The organism is Bacillus sp. T-10(2022), assembly GCF_056502895.1.
Genome location: NZ_CP113518.1, coordinates 272,501 through 291,211 on the forward strand (window position 1 = coordinate 272,501; position 18,711 = coordinate 291,211).

An 18,711-nucleotide genomic window follows, 5' to 3' on the forward strand; every position below is an offset into this window, starting at 1 on the left:
GAAAGAAGGGTGAGAATCCCTTCCACCGAATGCCTAAGGTTTCCTGAGGAAGGCTCGTCCGCTCAGGGTTAGTCGGGACCTAAGCCGAGGCCGAAAGGCGTAGGCGATGGACAACAGGTTGATATTCCTGTACCACCTATACATCGTTTGAACGATGGGGGGACGCAGAAGGATAGGGTAAGCGCGCTGTTGGATATGCGCGTCCAAGCAGTTAGGCCGGAAACGAGGCAAATCCCGTTTCCATTAAGGCGGAGCTGTGATGGCGAGGGAAATATAGTACCGAAGTTCCTGATTCCACGCTGCCAAGAAAAGCCTCTAGTGAGATGTAAGGTGCCCGTACCGCAAACCGACACAGGTAGGCGAGGAGAGAATCCTAAGGTGTGCGAGAGAACTCTCGTTAAGGAACTCGGCAAAATGACCCCGTAACTTCGGGAGAAGGGGTGCTTTTTAGGGTGAATAGCCCAGAAAAGCCGCAGTGAATAGGCCCAGGCGACTGTTTAGCAAAAACACAGGTCTCTGCGAAGCCGCAAGGCGAAGTATAGGGGCTGACACCTGCCCGGTGCTGGAAGGTTAAGGGGAGAGGTTAGCGTAAGCGAAGCTTTGAACCGAAGCCCCAGTAAACGGCGGCCGTAACTATAACGGTCCTAAGGTAGCGAAATTCCTTGTCGGGTAAGTTCCGACCCGCACGAAAGGTGTAACGATCTGGGCACTGTCTCAACGAGAGACTCGGTGAAATTATAGTACCTGTGAAGATGCAGGTTACCCGCGACAGGACGGAAAGACCCCGTGGAGCTTTACTGCAGCCTGATATTGAATTTTGGTACAGCTTGTACAGGATAGGTAGGAGCCTGAGAAGCCGGAGCGCCAGCTTCGGTGGAGGCGTTGGTGGGATACTACCCTGGCTGTATTGAAATTCTAACCCGCGCCCCTTATCGGGGTGGGAGACAGTGTCAGGTGGGCAGTTTGACTGGGGCGGTCGCCTCCTAAAGAGTAACGGAGGCGCCCAAAGGTTCCCTCAGAATGGTTGGAAATCATTCGTAGAGTGTAAAGGCACAAGGGAGCTTGACTGCGAGACCTACAAGTCGAGCAGGGACGAAAGTCGGGCTTAGTGATCCGGTGGTTCCGCATGGAAGGGCCATCGCTCAACGGATAAAAGCTACCCCGGGGATAACAGGCTTATCTCCCCCAAGAGTCCACATCGACGGGGAGGTTTGGCACCTCGATGTCGGCTCATCGCATCCTGGGGCTGTAGTCGGTCCCAAGGGTTGGGCTGTTCGCCCATTAAAGCGGTACGCGAGCTGGGTTCAGAACGTCGTGAGACAGTTCGGTCCCTATCCGTCGCGGGCGCAGGAAATTTGAGAGGAGCTGTCCTTAGTACGAGAGGACCGGGATGGACGCACCGCTGGTGTACCAGTTGTCTTGCCAAAGGCATAGCTGGGTAGCTACGTGCGGACGGGATAAGTGCTGAAAGCATCTAAGCATGAAGCCCCCCTCAAGATGAGATTTCCCATGGCGCAAGCTAGTAAGATCCCTGAAAGATGATCAGGTTGATAGGTCAGAGGTGGAAGCATGGTGACATGTGGAGCTGACTGATACTAATAGATCGAGGACTTAACCAACGCTTTAAAAAAATGAAATACCTTCTTATTATTATCTAGTTTTGAAGGAACAACGTTCCTTTCATGTTTGGTGGCGATAGCGAAGAGGTCACACCCGTTCCCATTCCGAACACGGCAGTTAAGCTCTTCAGCGCCGATGGTAGTTGGGGGTTTCCCCCTGTGAGAGTAGGACGCCGCCAAGCCATTTCAAAAGATCCGCCATCCGGCTGGTCTTTTTTTGTTTTCATAAGGTCACGAAAAAAAGATGGCTGTTTTCGCATACAGTGTTGCTTTCTTGAACACATAATTAAAGACTGCTTTAAACGGTCTTGTCGTTATTTGATTTCTCTTCATATTGAATGTGATGATTTGTATCCTGTATTGGGTTTATATCGTCATGTTTAATTCCCATTGTGATGTCATCATAAGGTGTGTATCTATTTGAAGGTGCTGATTTCTTTTTAATCAGCCGATAACAAACAAAGCATATTACAGAAATAACAAATAAAGTATAAGCATATGCCATTTAATCACTCCTTAAAAAGACTACTTACTACTTTATCTCACTATATCCTCTAATATTCCTTTGTTCAAAACCAACAAACTTTACGAAAACAGCTCAAAAGATAAAAAGCATTAAGGCTTTGTCGGGATGCCTTCAGCTCTGTCCGACTACCTTGAAACCAATCTTGATCTATCTTTGAGAAAAGGAATTATTTATTGTGAAATGTGTTGACTTTATGGTGGGAAAGGATTAATATAAATAAGCACCAACTAAGACAAACGAAAAACTTCATCGCTGATTGCTGAAAGAAATAATAACTATTGACTTCTTACTATGAAAATGATAAGATGAAATGGTCGCTGAAAAACACAGCGATTTAAAATAAGTTAAAAACTTCGCAGAAGTTGACAACTAATCAATAAGATGTTATGATGAATAAACAGCCGTTCGTTAAGAACGATTGTGAAATTGCTCTTTGAAAACTGAACAAAACAAAGCGCCAACGTTAAATTTTAAGTGAGCACACACTATTAAAAAAGCAAATGAGCAAGTCAAACATTTCTTCGGAGAGTTTGATCCTGGCTCAGGACGAACGCTGGCGGCGTGCCTAATACATGCAAGTCGAGCGAATCGACGGGAGCTTGCTCCCTGAGATTAGCGGCGGACGGGTGAGTAACACGTGGGCAACCTGCCTATAAGACTGGGATAACTTCGGGAAACCGGAGCTAATACCGGATACGTTCTTTTCTCGCATGAGAGAAGATGGAAAGACGGTTTACGCTGTCACTTATAGATGGGCCCGCGGCGCATTAGCTAGTTGGTGAGGTAATGGCTCACCAAGGCGACGATGCGTAGCCGACCTGAGAGGGTGATCGGCCACACTGGGACTGAGACACGGCCCAGACTCCTACGGGAGGCAGCAGTAGGGAATCTTCCGCAATGGACGAAAGTCTGACGGAGCAACGCCGCGTGAACGAAGAAGGCCTTCGGGTCGTAAAGTTCTGTTGTTAGGGAAGAACAAGTACCAGAGTAACTGCTGGTACCTTGACGGTACCTAACCAGAAAGCCACGGCTAACTACGTGCCAGCAGCCGCGGTAATACGTAGGTGGCAAGCGTTGTCCGGAATTATTGGGCGTAAAGCGCGCGCAGGTGGTTCCTTAAGTCTGATGTGAAAGCCCACGGCTCAACCGTGGAGGGTCATTGGAAACTGGGGGACTTGAGTGCAGAAGAGGAAAGTGGAATTCCAAGTGTAGCGGTGAAATGCGTAGAGATTTGGAGGAACACCAGTGGCGAAGGCGACTTTCTGGTCTGTAACTGACACTGAGGCGCGAAAGCGTGGGGAGCAAACAGGATTAGATACCCTGGTAGTCCACGCCGTAAACGATGAGTGCTAAGTGTTAGAGGGTTTCCGCCCTTTAGTGCTGCAGCTAACGCATTAAGCACTCCGCCTGGGGAGTACGGCCGCAAGGCTGAAACTCAAAGGAATTGACGGGGGCCCGCACAAGCGGTGGAGCATGTGGTTTAATTCGAAGCAACGCGAAGAACCTTACCAGGTCTTGACATCCTCTGACAACCCTAGAGATAGGGCTTTCCCCTTCGGGGGACAGAGTGACAGGTGGTGCATGGTTGTCGTCAGCTCGTGTCGTGAGATGTTGGGTTAAGTCCCGCAACGAGCGCAACCCTTGATCTTAGTTGCCAGCATTCAGTTGGGCACTCTAAGGTGACTGCCGGTGACAAACCGGAGGAAGGTGGGGATGACGTCAAATCATCATGCCCCTTATGACCTGGGCTACACACGTGCTACAATGGATGGTACAAAGGGCTGCAAACCTGCGAAGGTAAGCGAATCCCATAAAGCCATTCTCAGTTCGGATTGCAGGCTGCAACTCGCCTGCATGAAGCCGGAATCGCTAGTAATCGCGGATCAGCATGCCGCGGTGAATACGTTCCCGGGCCTTGTACACACCGCCCGTCACACCACGAGAGTTTGTAACACCCGAAGTCGGTGAGGTAACCTTCATGGAGCCAGCCGCCTAAGGTGGGACAGATGATTGGGGTGAAGTCGTAACAAGGTAGCCGTATCGGAAGGTGCGGCTGGATCACCTCCTTTCTAAGGATAATTACGAGAGCGCTTTTGTTTTGTTCAGTTTTGAATGAGTAATTCATTCAAATAGGAAGGACAGTCATCACGATGTGATGGATTCTTTCTGCTTTGTTCCTTGAAAACTAGATAATAGATAGAAGGCAATTAATTTTTTTCAAAGCATCTGTAAGATCTTTTTAACGGTTAAGTTAGAAAGGGCGCACGGTGGATGCCTTGGCACTAGGAGCCGATGAAGGACGGGACTAACACCGATATGCTTCGGGGAGCTGTAAGTAAGCTTTGATCCGGAGATTTCCGAATGGGGAAACCCACTGTTCGTAATGGAACAGTATCTTTACCTGAATACATAGGGTACTGAAGGCAGACCCGGGGAACTGAAACATCTAAGTACCCGGAGGAAGAGAAAGCAAACGCGATTTCCTGAGTAGCGGCGAGCGAAACGGAATTAGCCCAAACCAAGAGGCTTGCCTCTTGGGGTTGTAGGACACTCAACATGGAGTTACAAAGGAACGGGGTAAATGAAGCGATCTGGAAAGATCCGTCGAAGAAGGTAAAAACCCTGTAGTTGAAACTTCGTTCCCTCCTGAGTGGATCCTGAGTACGGCGGGACACGAGAAATCCCGTCGGAAGCAGGGAGGACCATCTCCCAAGGCTAAATACTCCCTAGTGACCGATAGTGAACCAGTACCGTGAGGGAAAGGTGAAAAGCACCCCGGAAGGGGAGTGAAATAGATCCTGAAACCGTGTGCCTACAAGTAGTCAAAGCCCGTTAATGGGTAATGGCGTGCCTTTTGTAGAATGAACCGGCGAGTTACGATTTCATGCGAGGTTAAGTTGATAAGACGGAGCCGCAGCGAAAGCGAGTCTGAATAGGGCGAATGAGTATGAGGTCGTAGACCCGAAACCAGGTGATCTACCCATGTCCAGGGTGAAGTTCAGGTAACACTGAATGGAGGCCCGAACCCACGCACGTTGAAAAGTGCGGGGATGAGGTGTGGGTAGCGGAGAAATTCCAATCGAACCTGGAGATAGCTGGTTCTCTCCGAAATAGCTTTAGGGCTAGCCTCAAGATGAGAGTATTGGAGGTAGAGCACTGATTGGACTAGGGGCCCCCAACGGGTTACCGAATTCAGTCAAACTCCGAATGCCAAATACTTATTCTTGGGAGTCAGACTGCGAGTGATAAGATCCGTAGTCGAAAGGGAAACAGCCCAGACCACCAGCTAAGGTCCCAAAGTATACGTTAAGTGGAAAAGGATGTGGAGTTGCTTAGACAACCAGGATGTTGGCTTAGAAGCAGCCACCATTTAAAGAGTGCGTAATAGCTCACTGGTCGAGTGACTCCGCGCCGAAAATGTACCGGGGCTAAACGTATCACCGAAGCTGTGGATTGACACCGTATGGTGTCGATGGTAGGAGAGCGTTCTAAGGGCGTTGAAGTCAGACCGGAAGGACTGGTGGAGCGCTTAGAAGTGAGAATGCCGGTATGAGTAGCGAAAGAAGGGTGAGAATCCCTTCCACCGAATGCCTAAGGTTTCCTGAGGAAGGCTCGTCCGCTCAGGGTTAGTCGGGACCTAAGCCGAGGCCGAAAGGCGTAGGCGATGGACAACAGGTTGATATTCCTGTACCACCTATACATCGTTTGAACGATGGGGGGACGCAGAAGGATAGGGTAAGCGCGCTGTTGGATATGCGCGTCCAAGCAGTTAGGCCGGAAACGAGGCAAATCCCGTTTCCATTAAGGCGGAGCTGTGATGGCGAGGGAAATATAGTACCGAAGTTCCTGATTCCACGCTGCCAAGAAAAGCCTCTAGTGAGATGTAAGGTGCCCGTACCGCAAACCGACACAGGTAGGCGAGGAGAGAATCCTAAGGTGTGCGAGAGAACTCTCGTTAAGGAACTCGGCAAAATGACCCCGTAACTTCGGGAGAAGGGGTGCTTTTTAGGGTGAATAGCCCAGAAAAGCCGCAGTGAATAGGCCCAGGCGACTGTTTAGCAAAAACACAGGTCTCTGCGAAGCCGCAAGGCGAAGTATAGGGGCTGACACCTGCCCGGTGCTGGAAGGTTAAGGGGAGAGGTTAGCGTAAGCGAAGCTTTGAACCGAAGCCCCAGTAAACGGCGGCCGTAACTATAACGGTCCTAAGGTAGCGAAATTCCTTGTCGGGTAAGTTCCGACCCGCACGAAAGGTGTAACGATCTGGGCACTGTCTCAACGAGAGACTCGGTGAAATTATAGTACCTGTGAAGATGCAGGTTACCCGCGACAGGACGGAAAGACCCCGTGGAGCTTTACTGCAGCCTGATATTGAATTTTGGTACAGCTTGTACAGGATAGGTAGGAGCCTGAGAAGCCGGAGCGCCAGCTTCGGTGGAGGCGTTGGTGGGATACTACCCTGGCTGTATTGAAATTCTAACCCGCGCCCCTTATCGGGGTGGGAGACAGTGTCAGGTGGGCAGTTTGACTGGGGCGGTCGCCTCCTAAAGAGTAACGGAGGCGCCCAAAGGTTCCCTCAGAATGGTTGGAAATCATTCGTAGAGTGTAAAGGCACAAGGGAGCTTGACTGCGAGACCTACAAGTCGAGCAGGGACGAAAGTCGGGCTTAGTGATCCGGTGGTTCCGCATGGAAGGGCCATCGCTCAACGGATAAAAGCTACCCCGGGGATAACAGGCTTATCTCCCCCAAGAGTCCACATCGACGGGGAGGTTTGGCACCTCGATGTCGGCTCATCGCATCCTGGGGCTGTAGTCGGTCCCAAGGGTTGGGCTGTTCGCCCATTAAAGCGGTACGCGAGCTGGGTTCAGAACGTCGTGAGACAGTTCGGTCCCTATCCGTCGCGGGCGCAGGAAATTTGAGAGGAGCTGTCCTTAGTACGAGAGGACCGGGATGGACGCACCGCTGGTGTACCAGTTGTCTTGCCAAAGGCATAGCTGGGTAGCTACGTGCGGACGGGATAAGTGCTGAAAGCATCTAAGCATGAAGCCCCCCTCAAGATGAGATTTCCCATGGCGCAAGCTAGTAAGATCCCTGAAAGATGATCAGGTTGATAGGTCAGAGGTGGAAGCATGGTGACATGTGGAGCTGACTGATACTAATAGATCGAGGACTTAACCAACGCTTTAAAAAAATGAAATACCTTCTTATTATTATCTAGTTTTGAAGGAACAACGTTCCTTTCATGTTTGGTGGCGATAGCGAAGAGGTCACACCCGTTCCCATTCCGAACACGGCAGTTAAGCTCTTCAGCGCCGATGGTAGTTGGGGGTTTCCCCCTGTGAGAGTAGGACGCCGCCAAGCCATTTCAAAAGATCCGCCATCCGGCTGGTCTTTTTTTGCCGTTGTCAATCCTTAAGTATATAAAATTAAATCTGTTAAAAAGTAGAGAAGTAAAAAGGACAGGAAGGTTATATGCAGTATACATGGTAGGGCATACTATGGATGCATATTAATTTTTACTTCTATCTGCATTATCCATATCTGATTAAGACAAAGGGACAGAATTCTTCGTTTCTATAGGGATATATGTTAAACTTAACATAGTTCTGAAACTGTCATTGGGGGAATAGCCGATGGATACCTCTGCTAAAGATGAAATGATTTTTTCGTTTGCTGAATGGTTGAGAGACCAAGGCAAATCAGCTAATACGATCAAAACGTATACTGGTGTCCTTTCACAGTTTTGTGACCAGACACAAAAGATATTGATGGAGATTCATTCTGAAGATGTTCAGGGTTATCTTGATTATTTGGAAAATTGCAAGAAAAGCCCAGGAACTATCGAAAAACACTATATCGCCTTAAATGTTTTCTTTAAATTTTTAGGTAAACCGCAAGTGATGCTTTCTGTGGAACGTAAGGTTAAGGAGCACAAGCTTGAGGTACCTGAAACTTTAAGCATAAATGAACAGCAGATCCTGTTAAGAGATATAGAAGCAGAAGGAAATCTAAGAAACATTGCCATCGTCTACCTTTTGTTACATACAGGAATCCGTGTCTCCGAATTATGTGACTTAAATGGCCGCGACGTCATCATGGAAACAGAACGAAATTATATACTTGTCAGGAACGCAAAAGGTGAAATCGATAGATCCGTTCCACTTACAATATCGGCTATACAGCATGTACAAAATTATCTTTGTTCTTTAAAAGATAAAGCAGATCCGTTATTCATCTCAAGCTATAATCAAAGGATCACTCCGAGGTCAGTTCAATATATATTAAAAAAATACAATGTGCATCCACATAAACTGAGACATACCTTTTGCCAAAGGTTAGTGGATAATGGAATAGATATACAAACGATATCCAAGCTTGCCGGTCATAAAGATTTAAACGTAACGAAGCGTTATCTAAAAGAAAAATCGCTGGACCTGGCAAATGCGATAGACCAAACTTTCACCAAACATTAATCCATATAAATTAAAAGGGAAAGCGAGCTCTTTCCCTTTTTTGTTAATATAAGATTTTAAAACAAACGAATTTCCTTGGAAATGACGAACAGGACGTGACGTTGGGGCCTGTTCAGTTGTATTTATAAGAGCATATTGCATTGTTGAATCAAGAAAGAGGGGATTCCTAATATAAGGAATCCCCTCTTTTTTAATTCTTTACTTAACTGTTTTTTTCTTCTTTTTACCTATTTTCATTATGACTTCATATACTACCGGTACTATTACAAGTGTTAGCAATGTAGAACTCACAAGTCCGCCAATAACGGTAATTCCCAAACCTTGTGATATTAATCCACTGCCTTCTGCACCGATTGCCAGAGGTATTAAAGCGCCGATTGTGGCAAGGGCAGTCATCAGGATTGGGCGTAGACGGGTGGCTCCTGCCTCGAGTAAAGCTTCCCTGGTAGATAGCCCTGATTCTTCATTCTTGATAACACGGTCCACTAATACGATGGCATTGGTTACAACGATACCAATAAGCATCAGGACACCCATCATTGCCGAAACGCTGATGGTCTCACCTGCAACGAATAGCCCTGCCAATGCCCCGATTACCGTAAATGGTAAGGAGAAGAGAATGGCTATTGGTGCTAAACCACCATGGAAAGTAACGACTAGGACAAAGTATACGATAGCAACGGCCGCTAACATAGCGATACCAAGTTGAGTGAATGATTCTTGGATATCTTCAGTCACTCCGCCATAGTCTATAGTGACACTTGCCGGAAGGTCCAATTTTTCAACTTCCTTTTGTACATCTGCTGTTACTGCTGCCACATCATCCGTTTTGATAGTTGCAGACACGTCGGCATAAATTTTTCCATCGCGGCGGCTGATTGTATCGGAAGCTTTGCCTTCTTCGATTTTCACAAGCTCTTTCAATGGGATTTCCATTCCCATTGGAGAAGAAATTTTCGTATTCTCAAGATCTTTTTTGTCTTCGAATGTCGTTTCTTTTGTCTCGACATATACTTTGACTTCTTCTCCATCTTTCTTAATGGTAGTTAAAGCATCATCTTTATTCGTATTGGCAATGGACATGCCGATTTGTGCAGCTGTCAGTCCAAGGTCACTTAGCTTTTCTTGGTCTGCAACTAGAGTATATTGCTCATAAGCATCGGAAAGACTTGTATCTACATCTTTTAAATCTTTATTTTTCTTCATGATATTTTGAATATCGTCAATTACCGGTTCAATATCTTTTTGTGTATTTCCGTAAACAAATAGAGTGGTTTCGTTGCTTGATGTTGACGTGAATTCTTGTTGTTTCCATGTTCCAGGTGAATCAAGTTCAGTTAAATCTTTTATGACGGTTTCTTTTTTGTCCCCGAAATTTTCGGTGTCTTCATCATAGAGTACATAGAAGAGAGCCGAGTTACTCGAGCCGCCCATCATGCCGCCCATCATGCTTTCACCAAGTGTGTATTGAACGGTCTTCACATCGTTTTTATCCATAAAGTATTTTTCTACTTTTTCTGTTTGCTTTTCAATATCCTCTTTTAACTCTCCAGGTGCGGGAGTGTATGTGACGATAATCGTTTTTTCTTCATCTGCAGGCATGAAGCTGACACCGATGCTTGGGATCAGGAATAAGCTGCCGACCAATAATACAATGGCTGTACCGAAAGTGATTAACTTATGGTTTAACGACCAATCCAGTGCTTTTCGGTAGAATGCTGATAGTTTGCTTGGTTTTTCTTCATGTGATTTTAATTCTTTTTTAGATAGTCCCTTTTTAAATAAAGAGTCTGCCATTGCCGGAACAAGAGTGATGGCGATTATTAATGAAGCGACTAATGCAAACACCATTGTTAAGGCAAATGGCATGAATAGTTCCCCGACAGGTCCTGTAACGCTTGCTAAAGGCAGGTATACGGCTACAGTAACAATTGTCGATGAAAGGATAGGGATAAACATTTCCTTAGTGGCTGATCGTATTAATTCGCCGCCTTTTAATTGTTCGCCTTTTAAAGCCATTCTTCTATAAATATTTTCAATGACGACAATGGAGTCATCGACGACTCGGCCAATGGCAACCGTCATTGCCCCAAGTGTCATGACATTCAAGGAAATATCCATTTGTTTGAGCACCAAAAGCGCTGCTAACAGGGATAATGGAATCGAAATGACGGAAATGAGAGTCGTTTTAAAGTTCCTAAGGAACAGCATGATAACAATGACGGCAAACAGACAGCCGAAGAGTGCCTTGCTGATCATGGTTTCAACAGAATCTTTAATCGGTTTAGCTTGATCGAGCGTAGTGTGTACACTTACGCCTTTAAACTCCTCTTTGAAATTAGATGCTTCTTCGTTTACTTCGTCTACGATTGCAACTGTATCGGCATCAGGCGATCTTGTAACCTGGATTCCAATCGATTCGCTACCGTTTGTTCTTGAAATCGATTCAGCCTTACCGGTGATTTTAACATCGGCAATGTCTGATAATTTGACATTTTGCAGTTGGGCAGGACCTGTTGCCATATCAGGAGTTGATTGATTGGTTTCCGGTCCGGTTTGTGATGGCGTTCCTGTTTGAGAGCCGCCGGTTAAAGGTATCTTTATATTTTTCAGGTCTTTTAATGTGGAGATGTTTCCATCCACAACGATCGTTTTTTCTTTATCATCAAAGTTATATATGCCAAGCGGCATGTTGACGTTTGCGGCCTGGATAACCTTCTTTACGGTTTCTTCATCGAGCCCGTATTGAGCCATCTTTTCCTCGTCGAATACAAGGCTGCCTTCATTTACTTGTTGTCCGGAAATTGATACGGATGTCACGCCGTCAATCCCTTCAAGTTTAGGCACCAACACCTCTTCGACGTTTTTTGTAAGAGCTGGTAAATCAGAACCCTTATCTGTTACACTGAGGGCGACGACAGGAAAAGCGTTTAATTCTAATTTAGAGACGCTTGGGGCATCCACACCCTCAGGCAGTTCTAATTTCTCTAAAGCTTCTTTCACTTCTTTTACAGCGTCGTCCATATCCGTATCATAATCATATTGTAATTGGACGGAAGAGGCATTAGCCATGGACGAAGAACTGACTAATTCTACTCCTGGCAAATTTGTTACTTTCTGCTCAATCTGGTCCGTGAGTTTATCTGCTACTTCTTCAGGTGCAGCTCCAGGATATACAGTGGAGATGCTTATTAAAGGAGTCGAGATGCTTGGAATGGTTTCTTGTTTCATGTTTAAACCTGAGTATAAACCAGCTGCAACGATGATGATCGTAAGCAACCAAATTGCCAATTTATTCTTTAATGAAAATTTAATTATTGAATTCAAGCTTGTACCCTCCATACATAAAATTGTGACTAATCGGTCACAAGCTCAAATATATAGTATATGGATTATGATTGCAACAGATAATATTCGTTAGCGTTAACGTTGTGATTTCAAGGGTTTTGGGATACAATTTGGAAGATGTGACCCACTGGTCACCAACGGATAATTTTAAGAGATAGGATGAATTTGATGAAAGAAAAAAATAAGATGATCATAGATAAGTCTGTAGAACTTTTCGCGGAGAAAGGCTATCATGCCACTTCCGTTCAGGAAATTGCTGAAAAATGTGGGATAGCAAAGGGGTCTTTTTATAATCATTTTAAGTCGAAGGAAGAATTACTGGTCTCCATTTTTAAATTTTATTATGAAGCGTTGACCGACTCATTGCTTGATCTTGAACTGGATGCTTCGTTGTCCAGTAAAGACAAGTTCATGAGGCAAATCACTGTTCACATTGAGCATATGACGGGAAATACCAACTTGATTCAAATGATGATGCAGGAACAAATGGTCCATATCAGCAAAGAACTAGATAGATTTTTACATTATATCCATGAAGAGGGCTTGATTTGGTTCAAGCGTAAAATCACTGAGTTATACCCGGGACTTTCGGTTGATTTTTTGCCGGATTGCACCATAATTTTGGATTCCCTTTTCAAAGGATATATCGGAATATTGATCAGGAAACAAAATGCTTTCGATGTGGAATTGTTACCTAGCTTCATATTGAACCGGATGGATTCAATTATCGCAAGCCTGCAGAACATGGAAGATCCATTATTGAAACAATTTCCCCTACCAGGATGCTCGATGCGGGATATGAGCCCAAAAGAGGAAATCCATTCGATCATCGTCAGGATGCTGGAAGTGGAAACACGTAAAGAAGAGGGCATGGATACACGTAAAAATACGGAAGCTTTAAAGGCGATCCAGGAAGAATTTTCAAAAGTTAGGCCAAGCCCCATCATCTTGGAAAGTCTTTTGTTATTTTTGGAAAAAAATGATAAAAGAAGTCCCTTGTCTTCAAAACTTATCTTAATGATGAAGGATTATTTGACAAGTTTATGAAGGCTTATCAGAAAGGGGCGTATAGCCTCTTTTTTTCATGATTCTTAATGAGTTTTAAAAGCGAGGGTTTAGGAAAAGGTAAAAGTGATGGGAAGAAGACAATTCTTTCTATAATATGGGGGCGAAATCATGCGATGGAAAAAGGGAATGCTGATTTATAATGAAAATGCCGGTAATGATAAACTCGAAAGGAATCTTGAGGGTTGTCTTCCAATAATAGCTCCGCATATTGATGAGTTTCTCATTATGAAAACGAAGGAAAAAGGCGATGCATGCCGTTTTTGCTTGGAATATGGTGAAGCCATGGATGTAGTTTTCGTTTTAGGAGGAGATGGAACGGTACATGAGTGTGTAAATGGCCTTTCGCCGCTTCCGAGGCGGCCGCTGTTTGGGATTTTACCTGGAGGGACTTGCAATGACTTCTCCAGAACATTAAAGATTCCTCAAAATGTTCGTCAAGCTGCAGAAGCATTAGTGAATGGCAAGGTTCGTTCAATTGATATTGGCCAGGCCAACAACGATTATTTTTCTAATTTTTGGGGAGTAGGGCTTATTTCAGATGCATCAAGCAATATTGATGAGCAGGAAAAAAACAGGTTTGGAAAGATAGGATATTTATTAAGTGCTGTAAGGACGATTGGCGAGAATGCTCCCTTTTCCTATAAACTAAAATATGATGGGAATGTTATTGAAGGGGAAGCAGTTATGATTTTGGTTTTGAATGGTTGTTTTATCGGCACCAATTTATTGCCCTTTCCCATGATCAGTCCAGATGATGGACTCTTCGGCGTTGCCATCTTGGAAAATGCAAGCCTTGGTGCATTTTTAGAAATAATAGCGATGAAGCGTTCATGGACGCAAAATATGATCTCCGACTCTGGGGTGAATTATTTACAAGCCGATACCCTGACCATTGAAACCAAGAGGCCGCTTGATGTGGATATGGATGGAGAGAACTATAGACGAACTCCTGCACGCATTAAAGTCCTTGCCCAACATTTGTCAGTATTAACTCCAAATTAATATGGCGGATTAAATTTGAATGGGAATGATTATGTGTTTTTTTTGTATATTCATTCCTTATTTCTGCAATTGTTTCCAAAATAAGATAAAATATATGAAGATATATCAATTTTTGCAGGAGGTCCACATATGGTGTACCAGGTCAGATTAATAAAGGGCCTTTTAGAGCCTCATCGGAGTCGTTATCAGCTTCAAAATGCAGAGGCAGTCACAAAGCTTGGATTGAAATTACTATTTTTATATTTTCTTAGTCTTATAGTATTCGCCATTGGGGGATATTTTGGCATTGGTTCAGAATCATTTTCCAAAGAAATCACGAATATGAGTGCCGAAGAATTCGAAGGAGCAAAGTTGCTGATTTTGAGCGGCAACATAATAACAGGCATAATCGACCCTTCCATATACATATTTTTATCAGCTCTATTCTTTTGGATCGTTACAGATATCCCATATATAAAATTAGTCATCGTTCAAATGATTCTTTTTGTCTTGCAATTAGTGGAAAAAATATTTCTGATTCCTCTATTCGTTTTAATGGATATAGGCAGCGATGCCAATCCTTTTTCGTTGGGGATCATCAGTCAGTATTTTCTCAGAAGTGATTATTTCATTCACTTTTTCAGCGAAATCACCATTTTTCAATTTCTTATTATTGCTTTGCAATATTTTTATTTAAAGGAGTTTTCAGAACGAAGTAATTATTTGGTCCTTTTAATGATTGTTCTATTGTATCTGGCCACATGGTTTGTTAAAGCCTTTTTAGCATACATCCAAGTTGGCGTATTTGTATAAGGCGGGTGAAATGAATGAGCGGGAAATGGAAAATGGCGGCGGTCTCCATTGCGTCGGTAGTGTTAATAACCGTTAATTTATACCTTATTGAAAAAAAAGAAAGCAAAGTGGAACGAACTGTTTTCGTTGAAAACTGGACAAAGGTAAAAAAAGATACAATTACGGATACTATTCAAACAAATGGGGTAATTAAACCTGTAGAAGAGTATGATATTTATTTTGACACCAAGAAAAATGATTTTAAGAAATTCCTTGTTAAAGAAGGCGATGCGATTACGGCTGGCTCCTCGTTGTTTGAGTATACGACGACTGAACTTGATGCTCTTAAAGCGAATATAGAAGCGGAGAAAACGGAAGCTGAGGGAGAAATTGCAGGGATTGAGGAATACATAGGGAAGTTGAGGTCTTATCAAGGGAACCTGACCAGTAACCCTGAAAAAGCAGCCATTGATGAATCGGTGGAAAAAAACTTGAAAATTGATATAACAACAAGTTCCTCAGATCTTATTAAAAGTAACATTGAGCAAGAAATGTACAAGCAGGAACTGGAAAAAAACAGCTTGAATGAAAAAGTGAAAATGCTTGACGCTAAATTAAGTTCAATTGAGGGTCAGTCCGGTGCGATCATGTCGACGAGTGAGGCTGATGGTGTAGTTAAAAATATCAATAAAAACCTGAATAACCCCATTATATCCATTGTTTCGACAAATATGGCAATTGAAGGGGATTTCACCGAAGAGGAAATGAAAAAGGCTGAAGTGGGCATGACTATAAAAGCAAGTTCCTCTGATTCAAAAACGGCATTGAAAGGGAAGATAGGCCGCATCCATTCCTATCCCGCTGAAGAGCCGTCATTAAAAAAAGATAACAGATTTCCATTTCAGGCACTAATCGAATCGGAAGGTGAAGAAACGGAAGCTTTGTTGGTGGGATCCAAAGTGAACCTTACTGTAATAACCAATGAGAAAGCAGGTGTACCCTCCATTCCTATAGAGGCGGTACAATACCATAAACAGCCTTATGTTTACAAATTGACTAAAAAAGGCTATGTGGATAAACATTACATTACAAAAGGGCTTAAGGCTGAAGGGATGCAAGAAATCATAAAGGGACCGTCGGTGGGTGACGTCATCCTAATGGAGCCGGATGTGGCGAAGAACCATTCTTATTTTATTACCCCAATCCAATTTGAAAAAGTGAAAGCGGCAACTTATAAAAAATTCACCTCTAGGGAAAAAGTAAGATATCTGTTGCTTGGCATTTTGGAAAAATAACCGCTTCTTACATCAAGAGAGGTGATGTCAAATTAGTTCTTAATTATATATCAATATAACTTATATGATTAAAAATCGGGAAGAGTAATTATAGATACAATAGTCTTTAATGCAGAATATTCAGACATATTTAAAGATTTTTTCTAGAACTAATGCGAATTAATATTTACAGATTATCATTTTTAGTATAATATTTTATTATAAGTTAACTCGCTTAATCTTATTCCAAGAACGGGGGACCCATTTTTGTGGATTTTATCCGCTAGGGGTGAATTCAGAAATGAAAGGGCATTTGTGTTTCCAATTCCTAACCCGACAGCTAACCTCGTCAGCGTCTTTAAGGGAACATGTGTGAATATTCACGCCAATAAGAAATCGACACATGAAGTGTCTTTTTTTTCGGCGTAAAGACAGAGTTTTTCAAAAAAAGAAAAATTACTTTCTTTTTATTAGTATCTTGTTTCCCTTACCGAGACAAAAATGTTTTTGCATCAAAGACTTTATGGAAGGTGAGGAAAGTAAATGAAGAAATTTAAATTAAGTTTAGCTAGCCAAATTTTTATTGGTTTAATTCTAGGGATTATCGTTGGTGCCATTTTTTATGGTAATGAGTCGGCCCAAAGCTTTTTACAGCCATTCGGAGACATTTTCCTACGAATGATTAAAATGATCGTAGTGCCGATCATCGTATCCAGCCTTATCGTTGCAGTTGCCGGTGTAGGTGATTTGAAAGCGGTAGGTAAACTAGGTGCTAAATCATTATCATACTTTGTTGTTGTAACTATGATAGCGATTGCTGTTGGTTTAATTTCAGCGAATATTATCCAGCCTGGTGCTGGTGTGAATATGGATAAACTGGAACAAACTGATATCTCCACATATGTTGATACAGCAGAAACTAAGCAGCATGAATCGTTCGTAGATACACTCGTGCACATCGTACCATCCAATCCAGTTAAAGCAATGGTAGAAGGCGATATGCTAGCGATCATTTTCTTCTCCGTGTTGTTTGGACTTAGTATTGCGGCCATCGGTGAAAAAGGTAAACCAGTATTCCGTTTCTTCCAAGGTGTAGCTGAAGGAATGTTCTACCTGACTAACATGGTCATGAAATTCGCTCCTATCGGTGTATTTGCATTAATCGGTGTGACTATCTCCAAGTTCGGTTTGGAATCTTTAATTCCGTTAGGAAAGTTAGCGCTTTCTGTTTACGGAACAATGATTTTCTTTGTAATTGTCATCCTGGGTCTTATTGCAAAATTTGTAGGATTCAATATCTTTACATTGATTAAACTTCTAAAAGAAGAATTGATTCTTGCTTTCTCTACTGCAAGTTCTGAAGCGGTTCTTCCGAAAATCATGGAAAAAATGGAGAAAGCGGGATGTCCGAAACATATTGCTACATTTGTTATCCCGACTGGATACTCTTTTAACCTTGATGGTTCTACATTATACCAAGCGTTAGCAGCTATCTTCATTGCTCAAATGTACGGAATCGATTTAAGCGTGTATGAGCAAATTACGCTGATGCTAGTGTTAATGATCACATCCAAAGGGATTGCTGGTGTACCAGGTGTATCTTTCGTAGTTCTTTTAGCGACATTGGGAACTGTCGGTATTCCTATTGAAGGTCTAGCATTTATTGCCGGTATCGACCGTATTCTTGATATGGGACGTACAGTAGTAAACGTTATCGGTAATTCACTTGCGGCAATCGTTATCTCTAAATGGGAAGGTCAATTCAACCCTCCTTCCAAAAAAGAATTAGAACAAGTTTCTTAATACAAAAAATCCAGAGTGACATTTCACTCTGGATTTTTTTTGAATTAAAAAGTTCTACCTTATTTTTGGACGATCCAGAAGCGGCAATCGGAAGAGAAAGCGATGACATCATCGTTTTCATGGAATAATTCACTTCGATAAAAGCTTTCGATGACTGTAAACCGTGCTTCCTCCAGGCACTCAAGGACTTCAAGTTTAGTTGGGATATGGAGGTAAGTATCTTCCTGAAGCGTCTTTCCGGATGTGAAAATATCCCCAAATTCATAAAGCCTCTCATCTTGTTTACCAACACACCAAATCATTTCCTCTTGCTCCCAGAAGTTCAGGTAATTTTCGTTTTTATCACGGTCATGTGTTGTGAAAATGAAGAGTCCTTCAGGTTTTAAAATACGGTTGATTTCTTTTAAAGCCAATGTGCGGTTTTTTCGCTGGGGAATTTGCATTAAACCATTAAAAGCGAAGATGGCTTTATCGAATGATGTGTCGTTGAAAGGGAGGTCGGTTGCATCGCCAAGGAAAAAGGGTATGTCCAGGTTATATTCATGCCCTATTTTTTCGGCTTCATTAAGCATGGCAGGAGTCAGGTCGATTCCCGTTAGATTTTGGAATCCTTTTTTATATAGAGCGAAGGTGGTTCTTCCTGTACCGCATCCGATATCAAGGATTGCATCTTTCCGATTTAAATATTTTTCGAATGCATAATTCTCTGATTGCCACAGACCTAATTTTTTAGTTGCATCAGCATAAACGGAAGCGGCTCCATGAAAAGAATTAATGATAAAACCTTTTTCAATTTTATCCATGATTTAATCCTCCAAATCTTCATTCT

At 43.2% G+C, this 18,711-nt stretch carries 9 protein-coding genes, 5 rRNA genes and 1 riboswitch (1 of these 15 running past the window's edge); of the genes, 11 read left to right on the forward strand and 3 right to left on the reverse strand.

The window, feature by feature from the left end:
- Together OSJ91_RS01390 and rrf (OSJ91_RS01395) are read left to right on the forward strand one after the other, a co-directional pair.
- A 23S ribosomal RNA gene (locus tag OSJ91_RS01390) occupies positions 1 to 1,619 on the forward strand (it extends 1,314 nt beyond the left edge of the window).
- 66 nt (positions 1,620 to 1,685) lie between these two features.
- A 5S ribosomal RNA gene (gene rrf / locus OSJ91_RS01395) occupies positions 1,686 to 1,801 on the forward strand.
- A gap of 116 nt (positions 1,802 to 1,917) precedes the next feature.
- On the opposite strand, the gene OSJ91_RS01400 is transcribed toward rrf (OSJ91_RS01395), so the two are convergent.
- Entirely contained in the window at positions 1,918 to 2,124 is a 207-nt protein-coding gene (locus tag OSJ91_RS01400) for a DUF3951 domain-containing protein (RefSeq protein WP_485890869.1), read from the reverse strand.
- A 539-nt stretch (positions 2,125 to 2,663) separates the two neighbouring features.
- Between OSJ91_RS01400 and OSJ91_RS01405 the strand changes: the two genes are divergently transcribed.
- From OSJ91_RS01405 to OSJ91_RS01420, 4 genes are all read left to right on the forward strand, one after another.
- Positions 2,664 to 4,214 (forward strand): 16S ribosomal RNA (locus OSJ91_RS01405).
- Between the two features lie 175 nt (positions 4,215 to 4,389).
- Positions 4,390 to 7,322, forward strand: a 23S ribosomal RNA gene (locus OSJ91_RS01410).
- Positions 7,323 to 7,388: 66 nt separating this feature from the next.
- Positions 7,389 to 7,504 (forward strand): 5S ribosomal RNA (gene rrf / locus OSJ91_RS01415).
- Together the 16S, 23S and 5S rRNA genes form the textbook arrangement of a ribosomal RNA operon.
- A 272-nt stretch (positions 7,505 to 7,776) precedes the next feature.
- Positions 7,777 to 8,616, forward strand: a complete 840-nt coding sequence (locus OSJ91_RS01420) for a tyrosine-type recombinase/integrase (protein ID WP_350300942.1) — start codon at positions 7,777 to 7,779, stop codon at positions 8,614 to 8,616.
- A gap of 198 nt (positions 8,617 to 8,814) precedes the next feature.
- Here OSJ91_RS01420 and OSJ91_RS01425 read toward each other — a convergent pair whose 3' ends face one another.
- Positions 8,815 to 11,943: an efflux RND transporter permease subunit gene (locus OSJ91_RS01425; RefSeq protein WP_485890870.1), complete on the reverse strand. Its 3,129-nt coding sequence runs from the start codon at positions 11,941 to 11,943 to the stop codon at positions 8,815 to 8,817.
- A 189-nt stretch (positions 11,944 to 12,132) separates the two neighbouring features.
- Between OSJ91_RS01425 and OSJ91_RS01430 the strand changes: the two genes are divergently transcribed.
- From OSJ91_RS01430 to OSJ91_RS01450, 5 genes are all read left to right on the forward strand, one after another.
- A complete protein-coding gene (locus OSJ91_RS01430) occupies positions 12,133 to 13,011 on the forward strand; it encodes a TetR/AcrR family transcriptional regulator (protein WP_485890871.1) in 879 nt (292 codons plus the stop codon).
- Positions 13,012 to 13,140: 129 nt separating this feature from the next.
- Positions 13,141 to 14,034 carry a diacylglycerol/lipid kinase family protein gene (locus tag OSJ91_RS01435; protein ID WP_485890872.1) on the forward strand — a complete coding sequence of 298 codons (894 nt, stop codon included), beginning with the start codon at positions 13,141 to 13,143 and terminating at the stop codon, positions 14,032 to 14,034.
- A 129-nt stretch (positions 14,035 to 14,163) separates the two neighbouring features.
- Entirely contained in the window at positions 14,164 to 14,826 is a 663-nt protein-coding gene (locus OSJ91_RS01440; protein ID WP_485890873.1) for a hypothetical protein, read from the forward strand.
- A 14-nt stretch (positions 14,827 to 14,840) separates the two neighbouring features.
- Positions 14,841 to 16,100: an efflux RND transporter periplasmic adaptor subunit gene (locus OSJ91_RS01445; protein ID WP_350300947.1), complete on the forward strand. Its 1,260-nt coding sequence runs from the start codon at positions 14,841 to 14,843 to the stop codon at positions 16,098 to 16,100.
- 201 nt (positions 16,101 to 16,301) lie between these two features.
- Positions 16,302 to 16,449, forward strand: a riboswitch (cyclic di-AMP (ydaO/yuaA leader).
- 173 nt (positions 16,450 to 16,622) lie between these two features.
- The gene (locus tag OSJ91_RS01450) at positions 16,623 to 17,882 is read left to right on the forward strand and encodes a cation:dicarboxylate symporter family transporter (protein WP_350300948.1); all 1,260 of its coding nucleotides are present in this window, start codon (positions 16,623 to 16,625) and stop codon (positions 17,880 to 17,882) included.
- A 59-nt stretch (positions 17,883 to 17,941) separates the two neighbouring features.
- Here OSJ91_RS01450 and OSJ91_RS01455 read toward each other — a convergent pair whose 3' ends face one another.
- Positions 17,942 to 18,685 carry a class I SAM-dependent methyltransferase gene (locus OSJ91_RS01455; protein ID WP_350300949.1) on the reverse strand — a complete coding sequence of 248 codons (744 nt, stop codon included), beginning with the start codon at positions 18,683 to 18,685 and terminating at the stop codon, positions 17,942 to 17,944.
- Positions 18,686 to 18,711: the final 26 nt, after the last annotated feature.

What these genes read in the sequence shown, in the direction of transcription:
- OSJ91_RS01420 (WP_350300942.1), top strand. Translation starts at nt 7,777, where the DNA reads ATGGATACCTCTGCTAAAGATGAAATGATTTTTTCGTTTGCTGAATGG.
- OSJ91_RS01445 (WP_350300947.1), top strand. Translation starts at nt 14,841, where the DNA reads ATGAGCGGGAAATGGAAAATGGCGGCGGTCTCCATTGCGTCGGTAGTG.
- OSJ91_RS01440 (WP_485890873.1), top strand. Translation starts at nt 14,164, where the DNA reads ATGGTGTACCAGGTCAGATTAATAAAGGGCCTTTTAGAGCCTCATCGG.
- OSJ91_RS01455 (WP_350300949.1), bottom strand. Translation starts at nt 18,685, where the DNA reads ATGGATAAAATTGAAAAAGGTTTTATCATTAATTCTTTTCATGGAGCC.
- OSJ91_RS01400 (WP_485890869.1), bottom strand. Translation starts at nt 2,124, where the DNA reads ATGGCATATGCTTATACTTTATTTGTTATTTCTGTAATATGCTTTGTT.
- OSJ91_RS01450 (WP_350300948.1), top strand. Translation starts at nt 16,623, where the DNA reads ATGAAGAAATTTAAATTAAGTTTAGCTAGCCAAATTTTTATTGGTTTA.
- OSJ91_RS01430 (WP_485890871.1), top strand. Translation starts at nt 12,133, where the DNA reads ATGAAAGAAAAAAATAAGATGATCATAGATAAGTCTGTAGAACTTTTC.
- OSJ91_RS01435 (WP_485890872.1), top strand. Translation starts at nt 13,141, where the DNA reads ATGCGATGGAAAAAGGGAATGCTGATTTATAATGAAAATGCCGGTAAT.